This window comes from Psychrobacter sp. Arc9 (assembly GCF_041431295.1).
Taxonomy (GTDB): domain Bacteria; phylum Pseudomonadota; class Gammaproteobacteria; order Pseudomonadales; family Moraxellaceae; genus Psychrobacter.
The window spans coordinates 70,736-96,036 of the sequence record NZ_JASMRK010000006.1 but is presented as its reverse complement, the minus strand read 5'-3'; the positions used below and the strand labels follow the sequence as shown (position 1 = coordinate 96,036).

The 25,301-nt window shown below is 43.2% G+C and carries 20 protein-coding genes; 6 read left to right on the top strand and 14 right to left on the bottom strand.

Annotated features, from left to right (window positions below; translation table 11 throughout):
- Window positions 1-46: 46 nt before the first annotated feature.
- Window positions 47-868, top strand: coding sequence for a 4'-phosphopantetheinyl transferase superfamily protein (locus tag QO187_RS05110; RefSeq protein WP_371547683.1), 822 nt, complete (start codon window positions 47-49; stop codon window positions 866-868).
- A 135-nt stretch (window positions 869-1,003) separates the two neighbouring features.
- Here QO187_RS05110 and QO187_RS05105 read toward each other — a convergent pair whose 3' ends face one another.
- Window positions 1,004-1,837: a hypothetical protein gene (locus QO187_RS05105; protein WP_371547680.1), complete on the bottom strand. Its 834-nt coding sequence runs from the start codon at window positions 1,835-1,837 to the stop codon at window positions 1,004-1,006.
- Between the two features lie 593 nt (window positions 1,838-2,430).
- Between QO187_RS05105 and QO187_RS05100 the strand changes: the two genes are divergently transcribed.
- On the top strand, window positions 2,431-3,189 hold the full coding sequence (locus QO187_RS05100) for an IclR family transcriptional regulator (RefSeq protein ID WP_371547677.1): 759 nt from the start codon (window positions 2,431-2,433) through the stop codon (window positions 3,187-3,189).
- 190 nt (window positions 3,190-3,379) lie between these two features.
- Here the strand turns inward: QO187_RS05100 and mmsB are convergent, their stop codons facing one another.
- The 8 genes from mmsB to QO187_RS05060 all read right to left on the bottom strand — a co-directional run bounded on the left by mmsB (window position 3,380) and on the right by QO187_RS05060 (window position 15,155).
- Entirely contained in the window at window positions 3,380-4,324 is a 945-nt protein-coding gene (mmsB, locus tag QO187_RS05095; RefSeq protein ID WP_102094521.1) for a 3-hydroxyisobutyrate dehydrogenase, read from the bottom strand.
- A gap of 107 nt (window positions 4,325-4,431) precedes the next feature.
- A complete protein-coding gene (locus QO187_RS05090; protein ID WP_102094520.1) occupies window positions 4,432-5,691 on the bottom strand; it encodes an enoyl-CoA hydratase/isomerase family protein in 1,260 nt (419 codons plus the stop codon).
- A 71-nt stretch (window positions 5,692-5,762) separates the two neighbouring features.
- A complete protein-coding gene (locus QO187_RS05085; RefSeq protein ID WP_102094519.1) occupies window positions 5,763-6,545 on the bottom strand; it encodes an enoyl-CoA hydratase in 783 nt (260 codons plus the stop codon).
- A gap of 32 nt (window positions 6,546-6,577) precedes the next feature.
- Window positions 6,578-7,738 carry an acyl-CoA dehydrogenase family protein gene (locus QO187_RS05080; RefSeq protein ID WP_102094518.1) on the bottom strand — a complete coding sequence of 387 codons (1,161 nt, stop codon included), beginning with the start codon at window positions 7,736-7,738 and terminating at the stop codon, window positions 6,578-6,580.
- Between the two features lie 219 nt (window positions 7,739-7,957).
- The gene (locus QO187_RS05075; RefSeq protein WP_102094517.1) at window positions 7,958-9,442 is read right to left on the bottom strand and encodes a CoA-acylating methylmalonate-semialdehyde dehydrogenase; all 1,485 of its coding nucleotides are present in this window, start codon (window positions 9,440-9,442) and stop codon (window positions 7,958-7,960) included.
- A 343-nt stretch (window positions 9,443-9,785) separates the two neighbouring features.
- The gene (locus tag QO187_RS05070; protein ID WP_102094516.1) at window positions 9,786-11,807 is read right to left on the bottom strand and encodes a propionate--CoA ligase; all 2,022 of its coding nucleotides are present in this window, start codon (window positions 11,805-11,807) and stop codon (window positions 9,786-9,788) included.
- A gap of 313 nt (window positions 11,808-12,120) precedes the next feature.
- Window positions 12,121-13,791: a fatty acid--CoA ligase gene (locus QO187_RS05065; protein ID WP_102094515.1), complete on the bottom strand. Its 1,671-nt coding sequence runs from the start codon at window positions 13,789-13,791 to the stop codon at window positions 12,121-12,123.
- Between the two features lie 203 nt (window positions 13,792-13,994).
- Complete coding sequence (locus tag QO187_RS05060) at window positions 13,995-15,155, bottom strand: MFS transporter (RefSeq protein ID WP_265734917.1); 1,161 nt, start codon at window positions 15,153-15,155, stop codon at window positions 13,995-13,997.
- Window positions 15,156-15,726: 571 nt separating this feature from the next.
- Between QO187_RS05060 and QO187_RS05055 the strand changes: the two genes are divergently transcribed.
- The 3 genes from QO187_RS05055 to QO187_RS05045 all read left to right on the top strand — a co-directional run bounded on the left by QO187_RS05055 (window position 15,727) and on the right by QO187_RS05045 (window position 18,599).
- Entirely contained in the window at window positions 15,727-16,659 is a 933-nt protein-coding gene (locus QO187_RS05055; protein WP_102078453.1) for a dienelactone hydrolase family protein, read from the top strand.
- A gap of 314 nt (window positions 16,660-16,973) precedes the next feature.
- Complete coding sequence (locus tag QO187_RS05050) at window positions 16,974-17,720, top strand: hypothetical protein (RefSeq protein ID WP_102078452.1); 747 nt, start codon at window positions 16,974-16,976, stop codon at window positions 17,718-17,720.
- A 132-nt stretch (window positions 17,721-17,852) separates the two neighbouring features.
- Complete coding sequence (locus QO187_RS05045; protein ID WP_102094513.1) at window positions 17,853-18,599, top strand: hypothetical protein; 747 nt, start codon at window positions 17,853-17,855, stop codon at window positions 18,597-18,599.
- 125 nt (window positions 18,600-18,724) lie between these two features.
- Here QO187_RS05045 and QO187_RS05040 read toward each other — a convergent pair whose 3' ends face one another.
- The 4 genes from QO187_RS05040 to QO187_RS05025 form a co-directional block, all read right to left on the bottom strand.
- Entirely contained in the window at window positions 18,725-19,240 is a 516-nt protein-coding gene (locus tag QO187_RS05040; RefSeq protein WP_102077987.1) for an Rrf2 family transcriptional regulator, read from the bottom strand.
- 284 nt (window positions 19,241-19,524) lie between these two features.
- Complete coding sequence (locus QO187_RS05035; RefSeq protein WP_102077988.1) at window positions 19,525-20,772, bottom strand: NnrS family protein; 1,248 nt, start codon at window positions 20,770-20,772, stop codon at window positions 19,525-19,527.
- Between the two features lie 315 nt (window positions 20,773-21,087).
- Window positions 21,088-21,525 (bottom strand): DUF3429 domain-containing protein, encoded by a 438-nt coding sequence (locus QO187_RS05030; RefSeq protein WP_102077989.1) that lies wholly within the window; start codon window positions 21,523-21,525, stop codon window positions 21,088-21,090.
- A 69-nt stretch (window positions 21,526-21,594) separates the two neighbouring features.
- Window positions 21,595-22,977 carry a DASH family cryptochrome gene (locus QO187_RS05025; RefSeq protein WP_102094512.1) on the bottom strand — a complete coding sequence of 461 codons (1,383 nt, stop codon included), beginning with the start codon at window positions 22,975-22,977 and terminating at the stop codon, window positions 21,595-21,597.
- Window positions 22,978-23,176: 199 nt separating this feature from the next.
- On the opposite strand from QO187_RS05025, the gene QO187_RS05020 reads away from it, so the two are divergent.
- Window positions 23,177-23,425 (top strand): hypothetical protein, encoded by a 249-nt coding sequence (locus tag QO187_RS05020; protein WP_057760515.1) that lies wholly within the window; start codon window positions 23,177-23,179, stop codon window positions 23,423-23,425.
- Window positions 23,426-23,539: 114 nt separating this feature from the next.
- On the opposite strand, the gene QO187_RS05015 is transcribed toward QO187_RS05020, so the two are convergent.
- Window positions 23,540-25,018 (bottom strand): aldehyde dehydrogenase family protein, encoded by a 1,479-nt coding sequence (locus QO187_RS05015; protein WP_102077991.1) that lies wholly within the window; start codon window positions 25,016-25,018, stop codon window positions 23,540-23,542.
- Window positions 25,019-25,301: the final 283 nt, after the last annotated feature.

Sequence of the window (25,301 nt, the reverse complement as noted above, 5' to 3'; positions counted from 1 at the left end):
AGACTTACTCAATTCTATGATAATCGTTTTTGATGACTATTAATATATGCCGAATTCTAACCTTACCCAAATACAGTACACTCAACTCGACATCACGACATGGTGTGTGACTGCCCAAGTGAGCGAGTCAATCAGTCATTTAGTCACTGGAAGGTTGTGGAATAAGTCATTATGGTTGTCATCATGCAATACGTCATATAAAAACATAATCAAGTTCAGTAGCTTAAACTGGCAATATCAGGTGGCGACAGCAGCACCTAGACACTTAGTACCTGCTCTAGCACGTAAACAGCGTCAGCGTCAGCAGCAGCGGCAAGGCGTCAGGCAACTATTGCAAGAGCTGCTTAAGAAGTTAGAAATAGATGACACCTTGGATGAGTCAAGCTTTCCCTATCGGCTCGTTAATAGTCAGCATTATGTATGCTTTAGCCATACAGGAGCTGGTAGTTCAAAGCAAACCACAGAATCGAATCAGACAAATTTTACGCGTTTACACAGTAAAATAGCGGTTGTTATTAGTCGTCAGCGTCCTGCCGGTATCGATATAGAGACCAATAATATTGCGTGGCATGTAGTCAAGCGTTTCTATTCAGAAAGCGAGCTAGCCATTTTACAGGAGCTATCTACAGATCAGCGAGAACGCACTGCCAAACTGTTATGGCAAATAAAAGAAAGCTTTATCAAAGTCAACCAATATACATTAGCTCAAGGCTTAGGTATGGATTACTCTCACCTTATTCCTAGCTTGATTGAAAATAATAAAGAGGTTAACTCTGCATCTGTACTCAATGATAGTGAAGATACGGATTACCAATCTGCTTATCGCATTGCCACGTTACAATCGCAGCAGACTGTCATCGTTTTTTGAGCAAGTTTTCTGAGCAAAGTTCAAACCTGATTTTTAGCATATCTTTCAATACTTTATTTTAAGCATAAAAAAACGACCCTAAAAAGGATCGTTTTTTTATTTTCTACTAATGACAGTCTTTAAACTGTGATTAGATTAGAAACGGTAAGTTGCACCAACTTTAACAATTGGCAACCACTCTAACCAATCTTTATCTTCTAGCTCTTGCTCAGCAGCTTGTGCAGCAGCAGTTGCTTCAGGAGTATTACCTGTAGCAGTTACGTTAGCATCTGTTTTGCCCATATAAGCTGCACCAACTTCACCAAATACACCGAAGTTATTTGTGATGTTTGGACGGAAGCCGATAGTAGCATAAGGAGCTAGCTTGTTACGATGCTCAATAGTACCTTGTAGAGTACCTACATCGTCTGCACTATAATCAACGTCATTAATTCTGTAGTTACCATCTTCAGAGTTCGCACGTACATCGATATCGTTATCAGGAACGATGATACCAGCCCCCATTGTGAACCAGTTACCAGTAGGACGTAATTGTACGCCTAGGTATGGGTTGCTAAAGTCAGCATCTACATCATAGTTTACGTCGTCTGCATCGAAATCACCGCCGAAAAGGTCAGCTACATCGCCACCTGCCCAACCAGCTTGTAGTTCAGTTTTCTCATTCATTGACCAACCGATATTCGCACCATAACCTAGAGTACCAACTTCAGCGCTAACAGATGCTGGGTTCACTACTTTACTGAAGAAACCTTTAGTACCACCAACAACAGCGCCAGTAGTGTTGCTTACTACACCAGCGTTAGCATCGTATGCATAAGAAGCAGGTTCTGCTTGATAGGCAACTGCAACTGGCTCAGCTTCATATGCAACTGCAGCGTTGTCATCAACAACGATAACTGGCTCAGCAGCTAATGCAGCAGTTGATGCTAGAACAGCAGCAGAGATTGCCGTCAATTTAATAAATTTCATAATTATTCTCCTAAAGTGTGAAATAAACCCGCCCATAAAAAACGATGATTGTGCTTTTGTTAAACCATCATTTTGTTGAGGTGATTAAAACAATTCTGACTTGAAAAGTCACCCCTACTGATGCTGTTTTTATTTGCCATTATGTAAAGATTGCATAGGTACTGTAATAATTGCTACACCAATCTGTAAAAATTCGCTTTTATGTTACATAACGTCCTTAAAGTAACCAAACAGCGTAAACATGAGACTTTGCTTGCTTAATGTTTATGTAAGGGTATTGCAAAATATGTCTACATAATTTCCTATAACGCCTTTTGACTCAATGACAGTTATATAGCTTAACCTTACCGAATAGTGTGCCTTGTGAGTTAACGTATCTATTGTTACTTATATGAGAAAATCTACACCGATAAATAAAACGATATAAATGATCTCATATAACGCGACTAACGCTTGCCTCAAGCGGATATTATGCTAAATTAGTTGTTATAATAGATTTGTTATAGAACGTCAGTATTGTCACCATTTGTCTTATTTATGAAAATTTTGTGATGCTGTCTGCTCTATTTCTTTACTCCTACTGAGTCATATATATGCCTAAAGTATCGTCGATTACCCGTGTCCTAGAAATCATCGAAGCAGTGTCCTATGCTTCAAAACCGCTTTCTCCACTAGAGCTCTCACAAGAGCTAGATATCCCTAAACCGACCATTCATAGATTGATTCAAAACTTGGTTGATGATGGTTTTTTGACTGTTGATATTGGTGGCGGTGTTATCCCTGGTAAGCGCGTACGCAATTTGAGCGTTGAGCTCTGGCAGCAACGGTTATTTTTTAACGAACGGCAGATGATTTTGCAAAAGCTGGTTGACGAGCTAAAAGAAACTTGCGGCATTGGTATTCCTTATCATATGAATATGATCTATACCAATCGTGCTCAGACGACCTTGCCACTACAGATTTATCTTCCTGTCGGAGCAAAATCACCCATGTGGTGTACAGCGACTGGCAAGCTCTATCTAAGCCAACTATCTACAACTAGCCGTATGAAAATACTACAAGGGTTACCACTAGATAAGTTCACTAAGAATACCATTACTGATATCGATGCATTAAATGCCGAGCTTGATCGTATCGCTGATACTGGTATCGGCATCGATAACGAGGAGTTTATCTCTGAGATGGTCGCAGTGGCTGTACCTATACTGGACAAAAAGTCACGCTATCTGGCTTCTCTCTATCTGCATGCACCAACCATACGGGTATCACTTGACGATCTGCTGACTCATGTACCACGCCTACAAAAAGCCGCGCAAGACGTTCAGACGCTCGTCTACGATCTGCAAAGCTAATACTATCTATTAGCCATCAAAAAAGGTCTACGCTATGATTTTAGCGTAGACCTTTTTCTTTTTAGCAAATGCATTCTCTTAATTAATGCCACCTACTAATGATACGAAAAATTCTTAATACTGGTATGTTTAAGAATTGATATGTCTAAGAAGGTTACATTCAAAAGAGAAGCAGTCAAGAGAGTCATGTTTAAGACAATAATGAGACATCATGACGTCCGATAATACTAGAAAAATCTTTATCACCATTCTCTACAGTATGTGAGGCATACAACTCTGTTGCTTTAGCACCCATTGGCGTTTCTACTTCAGCGTCTTGAGCAGTTTGCATCGCAAGGTTTAGATCTTTTTGCATCAATTTGCTCATAAAGCCGCCTTGATAGCCATTGCTAGAGGGCACATTTTCCATGACTTTTGGATAAGGATTATAAACTTCTAGTGTCCAGTTACGCCCTGAGCTTTGTAGCATGATATCTGATAGCACTTTTGGGTCCAAACCGTTCTTGACGCCTAGATTAATCGCTTCTGCCGTGCCTGCCATCAGAATACCTAACAGCATATTGTTGCAGATTTTAGCCACTTGTCCTGCGCCGTGCTCGCCAGCATGAAAGATGTTTTTCCCCATCACGGCAAGTATTGGCTCAGCCTTAGCAAAAGCAGCATCATCGCCACCAACGATAAAGGTCAAACTACCAGCAACTGCCCCGCCTGTGCCACCAGAGACTGGCGCATCCAAAAAGTCGATGCCAAGCTTACTTGCCGCCTCTGCCACTTTCCTTGCATCAGCCGCCGCAATCGTACTACTGTCAATCACAAGCGTGCCTTTTGGCAACTCTGCAAGCAATCCATCAGAGCCACTATCGCCCAGATATACAGAATGTACATGCTGACCTGCAGGTAACATACTAATTACAACTTGAGCATTACTTGCGGCATCTTTAGGACTTTTTGCGACGCTAGCCCCTGCTTGTGCTAAGCGCTGGGTTGCAACCTCAGACAAATCAAAGACAGATAGCGTGTAACCTGCCTTTAATAAGTTCTCTGCCATTGGGGCACCCATATTACCAAGCCCGATAAAGGCAATATGTGGTTTAGAGTTATTATTATCCATCGTACTTGTATCCTTTGTACCCATCTCATCACTCCTTGATGATTTATGATGTAGCTATTGCTACATACTATTTAACAGTATTTATTAGTGAATCTTGCTTATGTCCTACTTTATAAATTGCTTTTAAGCAGTTAGCGGACATACTGACTACTCAAAGCATTATCACCCAGCCAATCGCTCAAAGGATGCTCACCTTTTGGATAAGGGTTGGCAAAGTGCTTATCGATATACGCCTGCCCTTCTACACTTAGACAGTCTGCCAATGAACGCGACCATTTGGGCTTTCTATCTTTATCAATTAATAATGCCCGCACGCCTTCTTTAAAATCAGGATTGGCCGCGCAATGTACTGCGACATTGGTCTCTAAATACAGTACTTGTTCGATCGATAGGTCAGCGACTTTGTGATACAACGCATAGGTTAATGCAGCCGTGACTGGGCAGCCATGCCGATAGGTTGCAACTGCTCGCTGAGTCCAACTGTCTTCTGCAAAGTCTTGGTTTAGCTGCATGAGTGCTTCATCGCTTTGTAGCAACGCATCAATATCAGCCAGACCACCACTATTCATTAGTTGCTGAATAGGTTGCCAATATATTGCAAGCTTACTATCAGGTAGTTCGGCTACTGGCAACTCAGCAAGCGCACAGCTGACAATACTATGCGCACTATTGTTATGGCACTTATCTGCACCGCTCGTGTTATCGACTGCCTGCCAGTCGCTCTGTCTGAGGCGCTGCATGACGGCATCATAGTCATGGCTGGCAACGGCATACTCTGCCAGATTGGCCAATAGCGCGTCACTGCCATTGCACATCGCGCCAGTTAGACCTAAAAACAAACCCGTCTTAGCAGGCATACGCTGCAAAAACCAACTGCCAGATGCATCAGGGAACAGTCCAATAGTGACCTCAGGCATGGCAAAACGTGTGCGCTCAGTGACCAGACGATGACTACATCCTGCCATCAGCCCCATACCGCCGCCCATGATGATGCCATCGCCCCAAAGTATTAGTGGCTTTGGATAAAAGTGCATTTGACGATAGAGACGATACTCATGACTGAAAAACTCAGTAGCATAAGGGTTTGGCATGGGTGCACTGGTAGACATACTGTCATAGAGCTTACGAATATCGCCGCCTGCACAGAACGCTTTGTCCCCTGCACCTTTTAATACAAGCGCCACCACTTGATTATCATCTTGCCACTGCTCTAGCTGCGCTGATAGCAATTGACACATATCAACGCTGAGTGCATTAAGTGATTTTGGGGTGTTAAGTGTCATGACTCCAATCAAGCGTCCACAATCTGTCGGTTCAGTATTGAACAATACAGAGGCCTCTTGCTCGGTATTGTTCGAAGAGTTTTGGGTATCGTCGGTAGCTGCTGTCATAAAAGTGACCTACAAAGTTAAAAAGTTAAATAATGTCATGAGTGTTATGACTCAAGCATTTTAAGCAATGCTTATTTGTTTTGCCAATTGGGTTTACGCTTTTCCAAAAAGGCTTGTACCCCTTCGCGCTGATCGTTGGTATCAAACAACTTCACGAAAGCTTCGCGCTCATGGATAAGATTTTGCGCAGGCGGGGTATCTCTAGCCGCCTGAATCAGTTGCTTGGAATAACTGACGGCGACGGGTGATTGCTTTGCTACTTTTTTTGCTAAGTCCTGAGCGATTTGCAGACCTTCACCTTTTGCCGCGACCTCTTCAACCAGACCGATACGCAATGCCGTATCCGCATCAACACGCTCACCGCACAGTATCATGCGTTTGGCCCAACCTTCCCCTACTAACATAGGTAGATTTTGCGTGCCACCAGCACATGGCAATAGTCCTACGCCTGTCTCTGGCAACGCCATCTGGGCGTGCACTTCTGCGATACGGATATCACATGCGAGCGCACACTCTAGTCCGCCGCCCATCGCATAGCCATTGATGACAGCGATACTGACGCCACGATAGGCAGATAGCGCTTCGAATGCTTCACCAAATGCAATCGCCATACTTATTGCGCGGCCTTTATCGCCGTCTGAGAAATTGTTTAAATCTGCACCTGCTGAGAAGAACTTTTCGCCATCACCATGCACGATTAATGCGTAGACATCGTCGTTGGCATTGAGGTCGGTGATGAGCTGCTTAAGCGCTTGCAGACTGTCCATTGTCCATGTATGTGCCGGTGGGTTATTCAACGTCAATGTTGCGGTATGGCCATCAATTGATAGCTGTAGATTTGTATAGTCTGTCATAAAACATCCTTGTTTCAGTAAAACGAGATAAATTAGCGTAGCTGGTTTAGCCCTTCATCTTGTAGAACTTGACGTGAAATAATCACACGCATGATCTCATTGGTACCTTCCAGAATTTGATGGACACGCAAGTCTCGCACATGGCGCTCAAGCGGATACTCGTTTAGATAACCATAGCCGCCGTGCAACTGTAGAGCTTCATTGGCAACATCGAAACAAAGATCCGTAGACAGACGTTTTGCCATTGCGCAGTAGGTAGACGCTTGTCCATCGTTGTTGTCGACTTTATCAGCTGCTAGATACAGCATTTGGCGCGCGGCAATGGTCTGAGTCAACATATCAGCAAGCTTAAACTGTACTGACTGTAAGCTGGCAATCGGACTACCAAATTGACTGCGCTCTCGCACATAACTGGTTGCGGTCTCTAACGCCGCTTGTGCCGTACCTACCGCACAAATACCGATATTAATACGACCACCATCCAATCCTTTCATCGCGATACGAAAGCCTTGGCCTTCCTCACCTATCAGGTTCTCTACTGGTACTTTTACGTCTCTAAAGCTAATCGTGCGCGTTGGCTGTGCTTTCCAGCCCATTTTATGCTCGTTTTTGCCATATTCGATACCAGAACTATTGGCGTCTACGACGAACGCTGACACGCCTTTTGGCCCAGCACCACCAGTACGTGCCATTACTACCAATACATCAGTTGAGCCTGCGCCAGAAATAAAGGTTTTTTCACCATTCAGTACATAATGCTCGCCTTGCTTCTCCGCTTTGGTACGTAATGAAGCTGCATCAGACCCTGCATTTGGTTCTGTTAGGCAATAGCTACCAAGCCACTCACCGCTGACCATGTTAGGTAGATATTTTTTGCATAGCGTATCGCTGCCATATTCACCAATCATCCATGCCGCCATGTTATGAATACTCATATACGCTGCTACAGCCGTGTCGCCCCATGCAAGCTCTTCGAATACCATCGCTGAATCGAGTCTTGGTAAGCCCAAGCCGTCATATTCTGGATTGGTGTACAGTCCCAAAAAGCCAAGCTCACCAGATTTTTTAATAACATCTATTGGGAAGTGCGAGTTGCGATCCCATTCGGCAGCGTTTGGCTTTAGCTCTTTTTGTGCAAACTGACGAGCCGTTTGGCGAAAGGCGACTTGGTCATCGGTCAATGAAAAATCCATAGGGTCATCCTTGTTCTTATAGATCAAATAGAGGGCTTAAATCTCAGATAAACGTTAATAAAAGCGCTAGTAAAAATGTTGGTCAGAGATTTTATAAGACATTAGTGCGACATGATAGCGGCATAACGATAATAAAACTGCGTTTAATAGTATCGCAAGTCGCATTATCGTCATACCGAAAACACAAAATGTCATACTGAAAAAACAGTGAGCTGACGATTAAATTGAAATGGTCGTATTCACACTACGGCTTGCTTCATCATCAAACCAACGCGCAGTCACGGTCTTCGTCTGAGTATAGAATTGGACGGCTTGCTTGCCATAAGGACCTAGGTCACCGAGCTTGCTGCCACGTGACCCTGAGAAGGAGAACATAGGTAGTGGCACAGGGATTGGCAAGTTAATACCGATTTGACCAACTTGAATGTCTTGCTGGAATTTATGTGCAGCCGCCCCTGACTGAGTAAATATCGCTGTGCCATTGCCATGTGGGTTGGCATTCAGTAGTTCAATCGCTTCATCTAAGCTATTAGCACGCATAATACACAGTACTGGGCCAAAGATTTCTTGTTGATAAATTTGCATATCGCTTGTGACATTATCAAAGATAGTTGGGCCTACAAAGTTACCTTTCTCGAACCCTTCAACGGTAATGCCACGACCATCTAAAATCAAGCTCGCGCCTTCTTCCACCCCAGTTCCAATCAAATGCTCGACACGGGCCTTTGCAGCAGGCGAAATCAGTGGTCCCAAATCCTTGTCATTTTTGCCAGCTGAGACGACTAAGCTTTCTGCTTTTGCTTTAATCTCATCAATCCACTCACCAGCTGCGCCTACTAGTACGACGACCGATAGCGCCATACAGCGTTGACCAGCTGCACCAAATGCTGCGCCTGCTAACTGATTGAGCGTTTGTTCTTTGTTAGCATCAGGCAGGATAACGCCATGGTTTTTTGCGCCCATCATGCACTGTGCACGTTTACCTGATTGGCTGGCACGCTCATAGACATGTTTGCCTACATGAGTAGAACCGACGAAAGAAACCGCTTTAATATCTGGATGGTCGCAGATAGCATCGACGGTTGCTTTGCCACCATGTACGACGTTAAGAACGCCTTCTGGTACGCCAGCTTCAATCGCTAGCTCTACCAAACGCATAGTCACCATTGGATCTTGTTCAGAAGGTTTTAGGATGAATGTGTTGCCTGTAGCAATCGCCATTGGGAACATCCATAGCGGAATCATCGCTGGAAAGTTAAATGGTGTGATACCAGCGCAAACACCGAGTGGCTGCCAAATACTATAAGTATCGACACCTGACGCTACGTTTTCTACAAAGTCGCCGATTTGCAGATTGGCAATACCAGCGGCATGCTCTACCACTTCTAAACCGCGGAACACATCACCGCGTGCATCAGCAATCGTCTTGCCTTGCTCTGCGGTCAAGATTTCTGCCAACTCATCCATGTGATCGCGAATAAGAGATTGATACTTTAAAAAGATACGCGCACGCGTGGTAATTGGCGTTTTGCGCCATGTCTCAAACGCAGTCTGTGCAGCGGTGACAGCTTGGTTAATCTCATCATTGGTGGTTTGCGGAACTTTTGCGATGACTTCTTGCGTCGCTGGATCAGTGATATCAATCCATTCGTCGGTGTTAGATTGTACGAACTGACCATTGATGAGCTGTTGAACGTGGTGCATAAGATATCCTTATCTTTTTTGCGAGACTACCGTGTGACGGCACCTAGATATTTATTAGAAAAATAAAAGCGATGGGTATTTATCTATAAAACATTATTAAAAACTGAATTTTAAAATGATTTATTTTGTATCGTTATTGACTATAACAATAAACCATTTTTACGGTCAAGCGCTTTATCGAAATTATATCTAAGTTTATTTTAATAGCACGTGTTCCTATAAAAATTGCTTAAATAAAAAAAACGAAAAAGCCCATGATGACTCATGAGCTTTTTAAAGTTAACCAGACTTTCATACGCGATGAACAACATCACTATTTTTGTATAAGGTTAATTTATACCAATCAATAATCTTTCATCGCCTGCTTGATCGCATCGATAGCAGTTGGGTTATCAAGCGTTGACATATCTCCTGTCGGTTGGTTTTCCGCCAGAGCACGAATTGAGCGACGTAAGATTTTTCCAGAGCGAGTTTTTGGCAGTGCCTGCGGAAAGTAGATAGCGGCTGGTCGCGCAATACCGCCCAAAGATTTGACGACAGCGCCTATCACTTGCTGCTCGATACGGAAACGGTTTTCGGTGGTTTCAATTTGCGTTTGATCTTTTAGGACGCAGAACGCAATAGGTAGCTCACCTTTTAGCTCGTCTTGAATACCCACTACGGCACACTCTGCCATCTCTGGATGCGTACTGATTGCCTCTTCAATCTCTTGTGTGCCTATACGATGTCCTGCGACGTTAATCACATCATCGGTACGCCCTAAGATGTAGAAATAACCCTCTTCATCTGTCACTGCATAGTCCGAGGTTGAGTACTGCTGACCATCAAACAGACCAAAGTAGCTGCTGATAAAGCGCTCGTCGTTACGCCATACCGTGGTAAGACAGCCAGGCGGTAATGGTGCTTTAATTGCAAGCAATCCTTTTTCACCAGCCTGACAAGGATCGCCCGTTTCCTCATTGATGACATGCGCTTCATAGCCATACATCGGGTAACCAGGTGACCCTTGCTTGTGCGGCTTATGATTGAACTTTGGCGTATGGCTCAAGATTGGCCAACCAGATTCTGTTTGCCAATAGTGATCTAAAATTGGTACGCCTAGATGCTGAGTCAACCAACTAGCCGTCGATTCATCAAGCGGCTCGCCTGCGAGAAAGAACGACTTCACACTAGACACATCATAACGCGTCATCCAGCTTTCGTCTTGTTTTTTGAGCATACGCACACCTGTGGGTGCGGTGAATAAAATATTAACTTTGTTAGCTTCAACGATACGCCACCAGATACCTGGGTTTGGCATATGCGGTAAACCCTCATACATAATACTGGTCATACCCGCCAGTAACGGCGCATAGATCGTATAAGAGTGCCCGACGGCCCAACCAATATCAGATATCGCCCAGAACGTCTCGCCAGCCTTGCCATCATAGACATAATGTATCGACGTCGTCAGCGCGACGGCATGACCACCTGTATCGCGCTGCACCCCTTTAGGTGTGCCAGTAGTACCAGAAGTATAAAGTAGATAGGACGGGGTATTGGACTCAAGCCAAACCGGCTCTACGACTGCATTGGCCTCGCAGCTATGACGACGCTCGGTCGCATAATCAACATCGATCGCTTTGGTTTCAAATGGCAATATACCGCGATTGACCACCAGCACATGCTCTGGTTTGACAGTCGCTTGTTCGACGCCTTGATTGACTAGGTTTTTATAATTGACGACCTTACCACCGCGTAGCCCTGCATCTACCGTAATGACCATTTTTGCCTCGGCATCGTCCATACGGATAGCCAAGTTATGGGCAGCAAACCCACCAAATACGACTGAATGGACGGCACCAATACGAGCACAAGCCAGCATAGCGTAAGCCGCTTCTAATATCATCGGCATATAGATAATGACACGGTCACCCTCGCCAATACCGTGACGCTGTAGCACATCGGCAAAATAATTAACTTCTTTATACAAGTCATTATAAGTCAGGCGGCGCTTGGTATAGTCTGTATAAAACTCAACGTTGTTACCCAAATCTTTAAACGAATCAACGACCGCTGGAAAGGTTTCTATCAACTCTTGATTAATCTCTGATGACACCCACACAAAAGCATCTTGCTCTGCCCGGTCTGCCAGATGACGATCGACGCAGTTATAACAAAGATTGGTCTCACCACCGACAAACCATTTGGCAAAAGGCAGATTGCTGTCATCTAGAATTTGCTCAGGCTCTTTATGCCAATAGATACGCTTCGCCTGCTCAGCCCAAAACTGCTCTCGATCCGTAATAGACTCATGATAAATATCAGCGAATTTTGGCGTGTCTGTCATTTGGGTAGAAACTGGGGATTGGGAATGGTCGCTCATAGTAGCTGTCCTTAGCATAAACGAGAAATGAGGCAATAGTATTTTATAGTTAAGGCACTTAATAAGTTATAACGGTATTCACCTCGTGTAACGCACTGTCTGCGTGCAACTGGCTGATACCAACTCTAAAATGCTTCAACTATAAAATACCATGTCTTAGTAAATACTGGTCATCCTTGCCAGAATTAAAAAACCGATACATATCGTATCGGTTTAAAATGTAGCAGAGCCTATGGGAAAGGTCAACTATTAAGCGTGTAATACGCGCTACATTTTGACGAATACAAATATTTGAACATTTAATCAATACTAATTAAATCTCAGTTTGATTGGCATACATCTCACGCATGACTTTTTTGTCATGTTTGCCAACGGAAGTTTTTGGTAGCTCATCAACGAATTTAAACTGGCTTGGTACGCCATATTTAGGAATGATACCGCGCTCTACCGCTTTTTCTGCAATCGCTTTGATATCATCAGCACTGGTATCCTTAGCATCAGGCTTTAATACCACCAAAGCCAATGGACGCTCACCCCATTGCTTATCACGCACTCCAATCACTGACACATCAGCCACTGATGGATGTAACGATAAAATGGTCTCAATCTCTAACGATGAAATCCACTCACCACCTGATTTGATTACATCCTTTAAGCGATCGGTGATTTTGATATAGCCATCAGGACGTATGTACGCAATATCTTGGGTATGCATATAACCATTTTCCCACAGCTCTTTGCCAGCGTCGTCATTTTTAAGATAGCTTTGGGTCAACCAAGGCGCACGCAATACAAGCTCGCCTGTATTGTCTGGTCCAGTCCCTACTGACTTGTTGCCTTCACCCCATACCTGAGCATCGACCATGAGTACGGGTTTACCTGTCATACAACGACGGGCAATATCTTCTTCTTCAGTCATTTCAGGCTCATCGAGACTAAAACCCGTTAAGCTAATAAGCGGCGCAGTCTCTGACATACCATAGCCTGTATAGACCTCAATGCCTTGTGCCATCGCCGTTTTGGCTAGACCTTCTGTCAGTCTTGAACCACCAATAATCATTTTTAGACCATTAAAGCTGGCGTCGCGATCTTGTGCTTCTTTGAGTACCATTTGCAAAATTGTTGGTACACAATGGGTGATACTGACCTTTTCATTGACAATTAAGTCCATCAACGTATCAGGCGCATAGCGACCTGGATAGACTTGCTTTAGACCCACCATGGTTGCTGTAAACGGAAAACCCCATGCATGCACATGGAACATTGGCGTCATCGGCATATAGACATCCCCATAGCTCACGCCTTGCTTATCAGGCAGCATCCCCAAGGTTGCCGCTTCTGCTAGTGTATGTAGCACTAGCTGACGATGGCTAAAGAAAACCCCTTTTGGATCACCTGTCGTGCCAGATGTATAAAAAGTCGTTGCGATGGTATTTTCATCAAAATCTGGGAAATCAAAATCGCTATTGGCAGCTTCTAATAGCGCTTCATATTCGCCTGTGACACGGCTTTGATTGCTACCAAAGATACCTTCAGCAGTGACACCATTGTCATCAAGCCAGATAATATGCTCAATGCTTGAGTTCTCAAACTGATAGTCTTTAACCAATGGCGCAAACTCAGAATTGAGCATGAGCACTTTAGGCTTGGCATGGTTGATGGTATAGAGGATTTTTTCAGGCGATAGACGGATATTGACGGTCTGTAAAACGTACTCTGACATTGGCACGGCAAAATAAGATTCAAGATAGCGATGACTGTCCCAATCCATCACGGCAACCACATCACCTGCATCAAGCTTTAGGTCTGCCAATACATTGGCCAGGCGATTGATACGCTCAAACAACTCTTTATAAGTCAGGCGCTTTTTGTCCGCATACACGATCTCTTGATCTTGGGATACCGTTTTTGCACGGCTTAATAACTGCTTGACCAGTAATGGATAATCGTAGGCAGATGGTGCACTGTGGTAAATGTTTGACATAGATTTGACTTCCTTGTTTGTTGTACTTATAAGGGATAAATAACAATCAAGTTAATAGCAGCATAAAATCTACTGCGCTAACCATTTTAATTTTTATAATAACATCGTTATTGATAGTAAGAAAAAAGCGGCGCCGTGTAAAGCGGTCTTACATTAAGTATCATAAGATGACTGACCGAGCCTACATTAAATCAGACAGCCAATCACTTTGCCCGTACTGTAGTTTTAATCATCCCAAAACTGGCTATTAATAACGCCAATACCTGCACAAACAGTAATAACCATACGGTAAGAGACCACTGCCCTCGCGCATAAGCTATGCCACCCAGCCATGCCCCTAGCGTACCGCCTGTATAGTAGCCCATATAATATAGACCCGAAGCTAATGAACGACCCTTTTTTACGTTGACCGCGATATAACTGATGGTTGCTGATTGGGTAACAAACACACCCGAGGACATAATTGCTAGTCCTATGATCACTCCCCACAAAGGCGTAACCAAGGTCAATAACAAACCCACCATCGATACAACAATAGCGACACGGACCGTACGCGCCGAGCCAAACCGACGTAGCAATTTACTAGACAATGGCGTGATAACAACGCCCAATAGATATACTGCAAAAATATTAGCAAGTGCCCCTGTCGTCAACTGATACGGTTCATCTGCCAGATGTAAATTAATAAAAGTGAAGCAGCCTACAAGGGAGAACAGCACGCAAGCGCCAAGCAGACATGCTGTTACCACATAGCGATTGGTGACGTGCTCACCCAGCGTCTGTATCGCTGAGCGAAAATTAGGGTTGGCCACAAAGTGACGAGACGATGGTAGCATCTTGCCGACCCATATCGCGCCTAGCAAGGTCATTGCGGTCATGACGTAGTAACCATGCCGCCAGCCAATCAACTCATGCAAATGCCCCAGCAAGAACCGACCCATAAAGCCGCCAAGCACGCATCCTGACACATAAAAGGACATCAACTCAGTCATTGCCCGGCCCTCAAACTCCTCACCGATATAGGCAATTGTCACCACCGTAATACCCGGTACGGACAATCCTTGCATGAAGCGCCAAATGCCGACCCATTCAATGCTCGAGCTCTGGGCAATAAGCGCTGTTGGTATCGCTAAAAACAATAAAGCGCCAACGATAAACGACTTGCGCCCGACTGCATCTGAGAGCATACCCAAAAATGGTGACATAATCGCAATAGCCAATACAGTGGCACCAACGATCATGCCAGCCTGTACTTCGGTCGCAGCAAAGTCCACCATCATGACTGGTAGCACCGCTTGGATAGAGTACACTTGCAAAAAAGCAAACATACCTATTAGACCAATTGTAAGCTTCAATATCCACAACGTTGAATGATTGGAGGGAGCTGGTGGCACAGCTGTTATATCTTGGATCTGATCTTTAGAATTATTCACAGGGGATCTGACTATATTGGTTATACCATGACTGCAAATAATAACCGTCACTGGCGTGGATGATAGAGAGGAATAACGGTGATTTTGCTTATGCTAAATGTATAAGCAAAATCACCGTTATTAAACGATAAATGCTCATCATAATGACAAGCCAATTATGGTAGCACATTCATCAATATACTCAGGTTTAAAAGTGTTATTGCCACTTGATAGATTCTTTATTCGGGTACGAGATTATCGTAGAAAAACTTGACTAGGAATCACATTTCGACTTGAGACGGTGAAGACAGCTTTCGACTCACAAGTTCATGATCAAAGTTACGTTTACTGCATATACAGGATAGTATGGTTAGATGCTCTTGACGCACTTGTTGAGTACTTAACTGCTTTAACGATTGATGACGTTGACAATTAACAATCACTACCTACGTCTATCTTTTCTAACCCATAGACATGCACGACCACACAACCTTTTAGAATACAATTTACTATGATGAAAAATATGATGCTTTCACAACTTATGATCGCGATGAGCACATTGGTTTTCTCTACAATGGCTATAGCAGAAGTAACTGTATCCGAGACTAGCGTTAAAAGCCTCAACCCAGTTAGATCAACACTCGACGCTACAAACTCACTAGCGGCAGTAGACTGTATAAAGGATGACGCTATCACTGCTACTGAGCTCACAAAAACACGTGATAACGGTCCGTTTTCTATAAAGTCCAAGCATGTGAGTCGCCAATCAGCCAATGGCTTTGGTGGCGGTACCATACATTATCCAACGGATGCTGCTAACTGTGGTCTGCTAGGTGGTATCGCGGTAGTGCCAGGTTATGTGTCTTATGAGTCTTCTATCAAATGGTGGGGACCGCGTCTAGCCTCTTGGGGATTTGTCGTTATTACTATTAATACTAGCTCCATTTATGATAATCCGGATAGCCGTGCTGAGCAATTGAGCGCGGCTCTCGATCATCTCATCGCTGATAAAACAGTGGGGCATATGATCGATCCAAATCGTTTGGGCGCGATTGGTTGGTCAATGGGCGGCGGCGGTGCGCTACGATTGGCAACTGAGCGCAGTACGGTGCAAGCCATCATTGCACAAACGCCCTATCATGATACGAGCTATGGTGCGATGGATACGCCTGCTCTATTCATCGCTTGTGAAAATGACCGTATCGCCCCGAATAAAAAATATACCAATACCTTTTATCAAAAAGCTGACGGTCCAAAAATGAAGGTCGAGATTAACAACGGCAGTCATTTCTGTGCCAGTCATCGTTTTAACGAGAAACTATTAAGTAAGCCTGCTATCGCATGGATGCAACGTTATATTAATGGTGATACCCGTTTCGATAAATTCTTATGTGGCAATGAAAGCTACAAAGATGATCCTCGTATCTCAGCCTATGATTACGAAGACTGTTTATAAGCTATTTTTTAATCTACTTATAAAAGGAAGGACAGACAGCTTTCACTGTTAATAATGACATTTGAATAACAACTCTTTTTTATTTTTACACATTTACATTGCTTCTATCTTTTTTCTTACAGACTTTACTGCCATAAAAATTAATAATCATATAGTCAATCTTCTATAAATTGGATACGGTATCAGGCTCGTTTAGTCTACAACTTGTAGTGCTTTCACTCGCCTTCCTTGTATCCAAATTATATTGAACCGACTATAGGGTGCTACAAAAAAGTAAAACGATTGAATAAATGAACTATCAAGGAGTAATGTCGATGACTGATGAAATGTATGATTTAGGTGCAGGGTTTTGGAGTATTCGAGGCTCATTTATAAAGAACGGCATACTTGATATCGGTGTTCAATGTGCCCTCATAAAACTACCATCAGGACGATTTATATTCTTAGATAGCTACACATTAAAAGATAATGTTCGTCAGCAAGTAATGGCACTAACCAATGATGGTCGAGATGTTGAAGCCGTTCTCAATGTTCATCCGTTCCATACGGTACACTGTGCTCAAATGGCCAAAGACTTTCCGCAAGCGACGTTTTATGGCAGTAGCCGACATCCAGAACAAGTGCCTGAAGTCAATTGGGCAGATGACTTAGTCGAAAGCGATTCCGTTGCTGCGCGCTACCCTGAACTTAAATTCTCTATTCCTCAAGGCATCCATTACATCTCACCGGATGAAGCGGTTCATGCCAGCTCGCTTTTGGCCTACCACCCTGCCAGCCAGAGCATTTATGTCGATGATACCTTTGAGATACCCCCTTCCAAGTTAATAAGTGCCGTGCAGCCTAACCTAGGCTTACACCCTACTACCAAAAAAGCGCTCAAAGATGAGCCAGATGCAGCTAAGCACTATTGTGATTGGGCCGTAGAGCTGGCAAGCGAGTGGCGTGATGGTCGAAATTTTTGCAGTGCGCATTCGGGATTGGTTATATTTGATAAAGGTCAATTTGAGACAGCACTTATTTCAGCGATTGATCTGGCTCGCCCTGAGCTTGAGAAGGCATAAAAACAAACATAAAGGCGTAAAGAGTTAGAACACATACCATTAAAACAGCTCGAAAAACAAAGTTTACAGTGAAAAAGTAGCTTTGTTTTATTTACATATTTTATTTAATTAACTAGACGAGGAAAATTATAAATGACTGATCACATTCATGATTTAGGCGCAGGATTTCGGAACATACGCGGAACATTCCGTCTCGGTGGCGTGCTAAATATCGGCACTCAATGCTCGCTAGTCAAGCTATCATCAGGAAAATTTATCTTTTTGGACAGTTACTCCCTCACGGGTGATGTTCGAGATGAGATTATGGCACTTACCAATAATGGTCAAGATGTCGAAGCCGTGCTGAACGTACATCCGTTTCATACAGTCAGCTGTGCTCAAATGGCCAAAGACTTCCCGCAAGCCACCTTTTATGGCAGTAGTCGTCACCATAAAAAAGTACCAGAAATCGATTGGGCAGATGACTTGGTAGAAAGTGACGCAGTCGCTGCACGCTATCCTGAGCTTAAGTTTTCAATGTCAGAGGGCATTTATTATATCTCGCCCAATGAGATGATCCATGCAGGTTCTTTATTGGCTTATCATCCTGCTAGTCAAAGCTTGCATGTAGATGATACTTTTATGAGTCCACCAATTAAGTTATTAGAAGCTGTATTGCCTGAGCTGATATTACACCCCACGACCAAAAAAGCACTGAAAAACGAACCAAACGCTGGCGCGCAATACTGCGACTGGGCGACCAATTTGGCTCATGAATGGCGTGACGTACGCAATTTCTGCGCTGCGCATTCTTATCTTGTTCAGTTCAAAAAAGGTGGGTTTGAGAAAGCTCTGGTGAAAGCCGTTGAGAAAGCACGTCCAAAACTAGAAAACGCCTAATTTCTCACACCTTAGACATATATTTTTTATAGATATAAAAATGGGTCGCTATTACTGTATTTACTAGTGTAGCGACCCATTTTTGTGAGCTGATCATAATCATATCAACACTATTATCGAAGCTGTTACCGAAACAGCAATGTCGCAAGCTCATCTTCGTTGTTCAGAATATCTGCTAATGTATAACGCTCAAGCACATTGATAAATGCGGTGAGTGCTTCAAAAAACACGCTTTTTAGCTGGCAGGCTGGACTAATCACACAGCCTAGTGATTTATTCTTTTCTTCCTCAATGAATGTCACTGGTAAATCCGTCTGATGATCGCCCTGCTCACTATCATTATGAGACACTGGTACGGCAAAGCACTCAACCAAATTAAAATCAGGCTCTATCTGTTTGATCAATACGCCCAAATTTATATCTCTAGATGCACGTGCCAATCGTATGCCACCGTTTTTGCCGCGCACACTTTCTATATAACCCAGCTGACCCAGCTGATGAATAATCTTGGTCAAATGACTTTTAGAAATGCCATAGCTGTCAGCAATATCGCTAATATTAGCCAATAGTGATGGATCTGGTCTCACAGCCAAATAAATCAATGAGCGTAGCGCGTAGTCACTATAATTGGTCAGTCGCATTCATTTGCGCTCCTATTTTTATAAATTTTATATATTAAGCTAGGGCGTGTCCTCATTTTAAAAATGGTGATAAAAATGAGATAAATTGCCGTCAAACGAGAAAAATAGTGCAGATAATATCAAGATATTGACCAACTATTTGACGATGTTTGGCAAAATTTAGCTATTTTTAGCCCATTTAAAGGACACTCGTTCGAATTGAGGACACGCCCTAGACAAAGTAAGTCGCATTTTTGGTAATAACGTTTAGACATAGCATTTGTAAACAGTATCGTTAGCCCGCTTCAACCAAATAAACCATCAGGCCGAGGACGTGCCAGCATGGGCAGATAACTGATGCAAAATAGCACAAAACAAGCAATCCAAGCACCCTGTGCAATCATAATCCAAACTAGGTAATGACTCATATCTACTAATGGTAGCAGTACGCGGCTAACAAATACCAATACCATCAAACCGTACATAAGATTTACCGTTTTGGGCGGTTGGTGAATGCTGCGACCCGTATGACCCAAAGATACTCGCGTCATCATTGCCACCGTCATCATACCGATACCTGCAATCGCCAATCCATGCATGGCGAGGCTGTGCGGATAACCCAACCAAGGCTGTAGTGCGTATAATAAGAAACTTAAACACATGCCCAAAAACGCAATATACAATGACCAAAGTAATGGTTTTTGCCAAATACCGTGATGATACCACCCTATCAGGCGAACGATATTAATGACTGCCACACCGAGCGCCGTAACCGTCAGCAAATACTGGTTTGGATAAAACACATCACTGATAAAAAAGGCGAAGAAAAACACTAAGCTTGCGATATCTTGTCCTTTACTATTACGTAGCTTAACGGGTTCTGACGTTTCCATATCTATACTGAGACCACGTTCGATAAAAAATGGCACTACGCGGCGGCCAATAGTCAGCACCAAACCGATGATCAAGTAGAACCCAAGATAAATACCTATCTTAGTTGTATTCATATCAGCATTAATAATGCCCCAATAGCAGAGTCCGTTGCCAAAGGTCAGCAGTGCCAGTTTTGCCAAGATACCCATTTGCTTGTACTGCTTAACTTGCCATACTGCTCGACATATCACATATGCCATCGAGGCGACAAATACTACATCAAAAATGGCTGCTATATATAGCCACGATATACTATCACCTATGAGCGTTATGCCAAGCCCAAAACCCAACCAGCTCAGACGAGCCAGCAACCAACAGACAAAGATACCTAGCAGTTTATAACCATGCGGCATCATCACCCCTGTCCATGTCTTGACCGCGGTTAGCAAAAACCCGGCTACCACTGCTAGGGCATAACCATACACCATTTCATGGCCGTGCCAGTATAACGGGTTCAAAACCTGTGCATCGATATCCGTGTGACCAGTGAACACAAACGCCCATAGCAGCATCGTTACTACGGCAAATAGCGCAGCAGCACTAAAAAATATGCGAAAGCTTAAATTAAGGATAGGATTCGGAGAGCTTGGTGGTTTGCTAGGTAACTTGATAGATTGCATAGCCATCTTCTTAAAGAATATAGATGGCTTTAATTATAACATTCATTTTAAATGAACTTTATAAATCTTTAGTCTGATTATTGAAATATTCTATCCATTAAAGTGCAGCGCCTACGGAAATCTCTAGAAGCAAAATCTCAAGTATAGTTGAATTCAAATAATTTCGATACAAGGAAACCGAGCGCAAGTTATACATTAGTATGCTTAGCGAGGATGACGATGTAGCGGATTTATATGGATTTGACTATATAAAAATAGAGAAATCAGGCTGGCTGTTCTTTAGCTATTATTTAGACATGACTTAGTCAACACCACTTACAACTGTAATGCCGCGATGACTAACGATACGACCACTATCGCCGTGACATACTGCCTAACTTTAAAATATATGTAACTGATAATCTGCGCTCGATGCAGACTATAATCGATAACCAACAGACTTATAAACCCAATCACTAATAGCCAAATAAAGCTACTGGCTGACAAGGTCAAAAAACCAAGCCAAAGGCCAAGCGCAATGACATTGCTATATATAGGCAGCTTAACCCTCCACTCATTGTCCTCTGTCAAGCTCAGATGATTGCCCCAATGTGCGCCTGCCATAAACGAGCCAATCATTAGGCCATAAGCACTTAATACATCGACTACCGAGCCAAGCATAGGCACGGTAACAACGTCTATCATCAGCAAAAATGCACAGGCGACAAACGGAATAGCACCTGCAAAAGTGAGATAAGGACTGGGCTTTTTCATTGTTTAAACCTATCTTATAATTAGTCTAATAATGGCTATCATCTGTTGAGTGGGAGTTTTCAACATACATTAATCGCTCTTTTGAGTGTTGCCTTGCCACTCACGGATAAACTCACCGTTTGGATCGTATTGCTGAGTTTGCTTGTCTAGATTAAACTGTCTACACCCTCTTGGATCAGCACCCACGCCTGCCAGATATTGCCAATTGCCCCAATTACTGCCGACATCATAATCAACAAGATGTTGCTCAAAGTAAGCTGCCCCATAACGCCAATCAAGGCCTAGCTCATGGATAAAGCAACTGGCAACCAATTGTCGTCCGCGATTCGACATATAACCTGTCGCGTTCAATTGGTTCATGCAAGCATTGACGATAGGATATTGTGTTGTACCATTCTTCCATTGCGCTAACAGACTCTCAATCAATTGAGTTGAAGGCGCGTGCTGAGCGATGCCTTTAAACCAAAACAACTTTTGCTGATGGGTGACAGCATACCAATAGAAATACTCACGCCACAGCAGCTCGAACCATATCCAATAGGTAGAGTCATTTCCGATAATATCGCGCTCATAACGGCGCAAACGATTTAATATTGTGTTTACAGATAGCGAACCGTTTGCAAGCCAAGCGGAGAACTTTGTGGAGTGCGCCCACTCATCAAGCGCGTTTCGTGTGGTTTTATAAGTGCTGGGCGCATCGGAACAGAAATAAGCATCTAAGTGCTTCAAACCGTTTGACTCACCACCTGTAAAGTTAGATGTTTGCTTTAATGTCTTATTGACCTCTGTCTCACTAGACAACTGCGATTCAAAAAAGTACTCGTCCCTACTCTGCATATTGTCAGGCAATGGAGCAAGCGTTTCTGGCGTTGGATAAATCGCTATATCTTTTTCTGCATGCAGCAAATCATAGTCACTTTCGATTTTTTTACGAAATTGCGTAAAACTTTTGGGTAAGCTCTCTAGCGGTAACTTATCAAACAAAGTCGCTGTTGTATGTATATGCCACTGTATCTCTGGATATTTCGCCTGCATAAGGTCATATACTTTGTTTTTATTATAATCTGCCGTTTGACTGATGCAGATATCTGTCACTCGTTGCTGCGCTATTAGATCACTCAACTGAGTAAAGACGTCCAATGCTTCATCGCCTTTCTGTAAATACAGCAACCTATTACCGCGCTGCATCAGTGAAGTATTTAAATCAGCCAAGCTCTCATGCAAAAACTGCTGACGAGCTTGCCCCATAGCCTCATAACGATAGGCATCGTAATAGTCTTTATCGTCTAATATGTCTGTCAACGATGACGCATAAACCAGTAGCAGTTTGCCATCAATGGAGATTTCAGATGCTTTTAGCAAAGTTGCGTTGTCCGCTACCCGCAAGTCATTGTGAAATAGCACCAATGTGACATTCTCGTTCGCTAAGTTGTTCGCTGCTTGATTTGACATACTCTATCCTTCTAGCTATTTAGCGCTAATTTATTATTTTTAATCTTGAAATATCATATACAGTGTAAAACATACTTAGCATTCAACTATGATGCGAGCCTAATACTTGTAAGGCAATGCGCTCAGCCCCAGAAACTACTTATAAGCACTGACTCTCATGTGTCTGACTGCTTAAATGGCTTACCTCTAGGAGAACACCATGACTCAAAATAATACTACGACTGAAGAAAATAAATCAGATGAAAAGCGTAAACTTATCAATCGATTTTTGATGAGATTGACAAAAGAACAGCCTCAAATGTATTACGCGACTACCTCTGAGATATCGCGGAGTATTCATACGATGATAAAAGAGCACACCAATCGCTTGTCGGTAGAAGAACAAGCACTGGTAAGACGGATGACGATGGAAGAGATTGAAGGGCTACTTGGCTTTCATGCCAGATAAGAAATTGACCAACTTCAAATACGTCATTCTCAGTAAGTTGCCAAATATCACACAAAAAAGACCGCTATCAAAGCGGTCTTTTTTATTAGCTATCAGCATTCTATTTTAGGACAATTAGAATGGATATTCACGTGGTTCATTTTGCATTGAGATCCAATGCGTTCTAGTGAACTCTTCTAGTACCCACTCACCGTTAAAACGACCGATGCCTGAGTTTTTCTCACCACCAAAAGCCACGTTACTTTCATCGTTTACTGGAATATCATTTATATGGGTCATACCTGCTCGGATACCACGAGCGAAACGTAAACCTTTTTGCATGTCTGCGGTAAACACCGCACTAGATAAGCCATACATAGAATCATTAGCTATCGACAAAGCATCCTCTTCATTTTTGGCTCGAATAATGCCTATCAATGGTCCAAATATTTCATTATAGGCAATATCCATCTCTCTAGTAACTTCGGTAAAGACATGGGGCGGGACTAATTGACCATTGATTTCACCGCTCAAGAGCATTTTTGCGCCCTCTTTCTGTGCCTCATCAATCTTATCTCTAAGTGACTGAACTTGTTTCTCATTGATGATTGGGCCAATAGCAGTACCTTGATCGTTAGGATCACCTACCTGTAACGTTTTAACATGAGACAAGAAACGCTCTACAAACTCATCGTACACTTCATTTTCAACAATAATTCGGTTAATAGCCATACAAATCTGGCCTTGATGCAAGAACTTACCGAACACGGCTGCTTTTACTGCCTGATCAATATCTGCATCCTTGAGTACAACAAATGGACTGTTTCCACCTAACTCAAGTGCCACTTGTTTGATATGCTCACCACCATTAGCTAGCTCACCGATGTGTTTACCCACTGAAGTTGATCCTGTGAATGACACAAAACTTGACGCTTTGTGTTCAACGATTGCATCGCCTATCTCGCTACCTGAACCCACAACCACGTTTAACAGACCTTTTGGTAGACCCGCTTCTTCAAATACTTTGGCCAATAGTAAACCACCAGTCACTGGCGTATCGCTAGCAGGCTTGAGTACCACGGCGTTACCAAGCGCTAGGGCTGGTGCGATAGAGCGCTGAGTCAAATGTAGCGGAAAGTTCCATGGGCTAATGACTGCTACCACACCGATAGGCTCACGGTAGATGAAGTTTTCTTTGCCAGGAGTATTTGATGGGCGAATCTCACCATGGACACGATTAGGGAATGTCGCTGCTTCAAGGGTAATCGCGCGCGTCGCACCGAACTCGACCATGGCTTTGATACGCGTACTGCCCGACTCTTTGATTAGCCAATCAACGATTTCTTCTTGGCGCTGATCCAGTATGTTGACCACTTTATATAATACTGCAGAACGCTCTGCTGGTGTCTGCTTAGCCCACGTTTCTTGAGCTTGGGTTGCAGCATCATAGGCTTCGTTCAACTGATCTTTGGTCGCTTGCTGGATCTCTACAAGCGTATCACCGTTATATGGGTTGGTATTATTGTTGGTGCTATCGTCTTTACCGGTTTGCCATTCACCAGCGATGAACTGCAAATGGAAGTCACTGTATGCACTCGTAGTATTGGTTGACATAATCATCCTTATTTTTAATTTATTATGTTAAGTATTGGTTTTCGATTATTAGAATAAAATTATTAAGTCGGCGATATCTTAATGAGAAAATATCTGGCAAGAAGTAAGTCTGAAATCGTTACTGAGCTATCAATCAATAGTCATCAATTAAAAAAAGCTCTAATGAGAAATGATCTTTAGTAATAAATACTAACGGTAACGGATAACAACAAAACCCACCTTGCTAGACGACTGGTCTAATGCTACCATAGCTATTAATAAAACAAGACTACTTTGTCAGTGA

What these genes read in the sequence shown, in the direction of transcription:
- QO187_RS05110 (WP_371547683.1), top strand. Translation starts at nt 47, where the DNA reads ATGCCGAATTCTAACCTTACCCAAATACAGTACACTCAACTCGACATC.
- QO187_RS05105 (WP_371547680.1), bottom strand. Translation starts at nt 1,837, where the DNA reads ATGAAATTTATTAAATTGACGGCAATCTCTGCTGCTGTTCTAGCATCA.
- QO187_RS05100 (WP_371547677.1), top strand. Translation starts at nt 2,431, where the DNA reads ATGCCTAAAGTATCGTCGATTACCCGTGTCCTAGAAATCATCGAAGCA.
- mmsB (WP_102094521.1), bottom strand. Translation starts at nt 4,324, where the DNA reads ATGGGTACAAAGGATACAAGTACGATGGATAATAATAACTCTAAACCA.
- QO187_RS05090 (WP_102094520.1), bottom strand. Translation starts at nt 5,691, where the DNA reads ATGACAGCAGCTACCGACGATACCCAAAACTCTTCGAACAATACCGAG.
- QO187_RS05085 (WP_102094519.1), bottom strand. Translation starts at nt 6,545, where the DNA reads ATGACAGACTATACAAATCTACAGCTATCAATTGATGGCCATACCGCA.
- QO187_RS05080 (WP_102094518.1), bottom strand. Translation starts at nt 7,738, where the DNA reads ATGGATTTTTCATTGACCGATGACCAAGTCGCCTTTCGCCAAACGGCT.
- QO187_RS05075 (WP_102094517.1), bottom strand. Translation starts at nt 9,442, where the DNA reads ATGCACCACGTTCAACAGCTCATCAATGGTCAGTTCGTACAATCTAAC.
- QO187_RS05070 (WP_102094516.1), bottom strand. Translation starts at nt 11,807, where the DNA reads ATGAGCGACCATTCCCAATCCCCAGTTTCTACCCAAATGACAGACACG.
- QO187_RS05065 (WP_102094515.1), bottom strand. Translation starts at nt 13,791, where the DNA reads ATGTCAAACATTTACCACAGTGCACCATCTGCCTACGATTATCCATTA.
- QO187_RS05055 (WP_102078453.1), top strand. Translation starts at nt 15,727, where the DNA reads ATGATGCTTTCACAACTTATGATCGCGATGAGCACATTGGTTTTCTCT.
- QO187_RS05050 (WP_102078452.1), top strand. Translation starts at nt 16,974, where the DNA reads ATGACTGATGAAATGTATGATTTAGGTGCAGGGTTTTGGAGTATTCGA.
- QO187_RS05045 (WP_102094513.1), top strand. Translation starts at nt 17,853, where the DNA reads ATGACTGATCACATTCATGATTTAGGCGCAGGATTTCGGAACATACGC.
- QO187_RS05040 (WP_102077987.1), bottom strand. Translation starts at nt 19,240, where the DNA reads ATGCGACTGACCAATTATAGTGACTACGCGCTACGCTCATTGATTTAT.
- QO187_RS05035 (WP_102077988.1), bottom strand. Translation starts at nt 20,772, where the DNA reads ATGCAATCTATCAAGTTACCTAGCAAACCACCAAGCTCTCCGAATCCT.
- QO187_RS05030 (WP_102077989.1), bottom strand. Translation starts at nt 21,525, where the DNA reads ATGAAAAAGCCCAGTCCTTATCTCACTTTTGCAGGTGCTATTCCGTTT.
- QO187_RS05025 (WP_102094512.1), bottom strand. Translation starts at nt 22,977, where the DNA reads ATGTCAAATCAAGCAGCGAACAACTTAGCGAACGAGAATGTCACATTG.
- QO187_RS05020 (WP_057760515.1), top strand. Translation starts at nt 23,177, where the DNA reads ATGACTCAAAATAATACTACGACTGAAGAAAATAAATCAGATGAAAAG.
- QO187_RS05015 (WP_102077991.1), bottom strand. Translation starts at nt 25,018, where the DNA reads ATGTCAACCAATACTACGAGTGCATACAGTGACTTCCATTTGCAGTTC.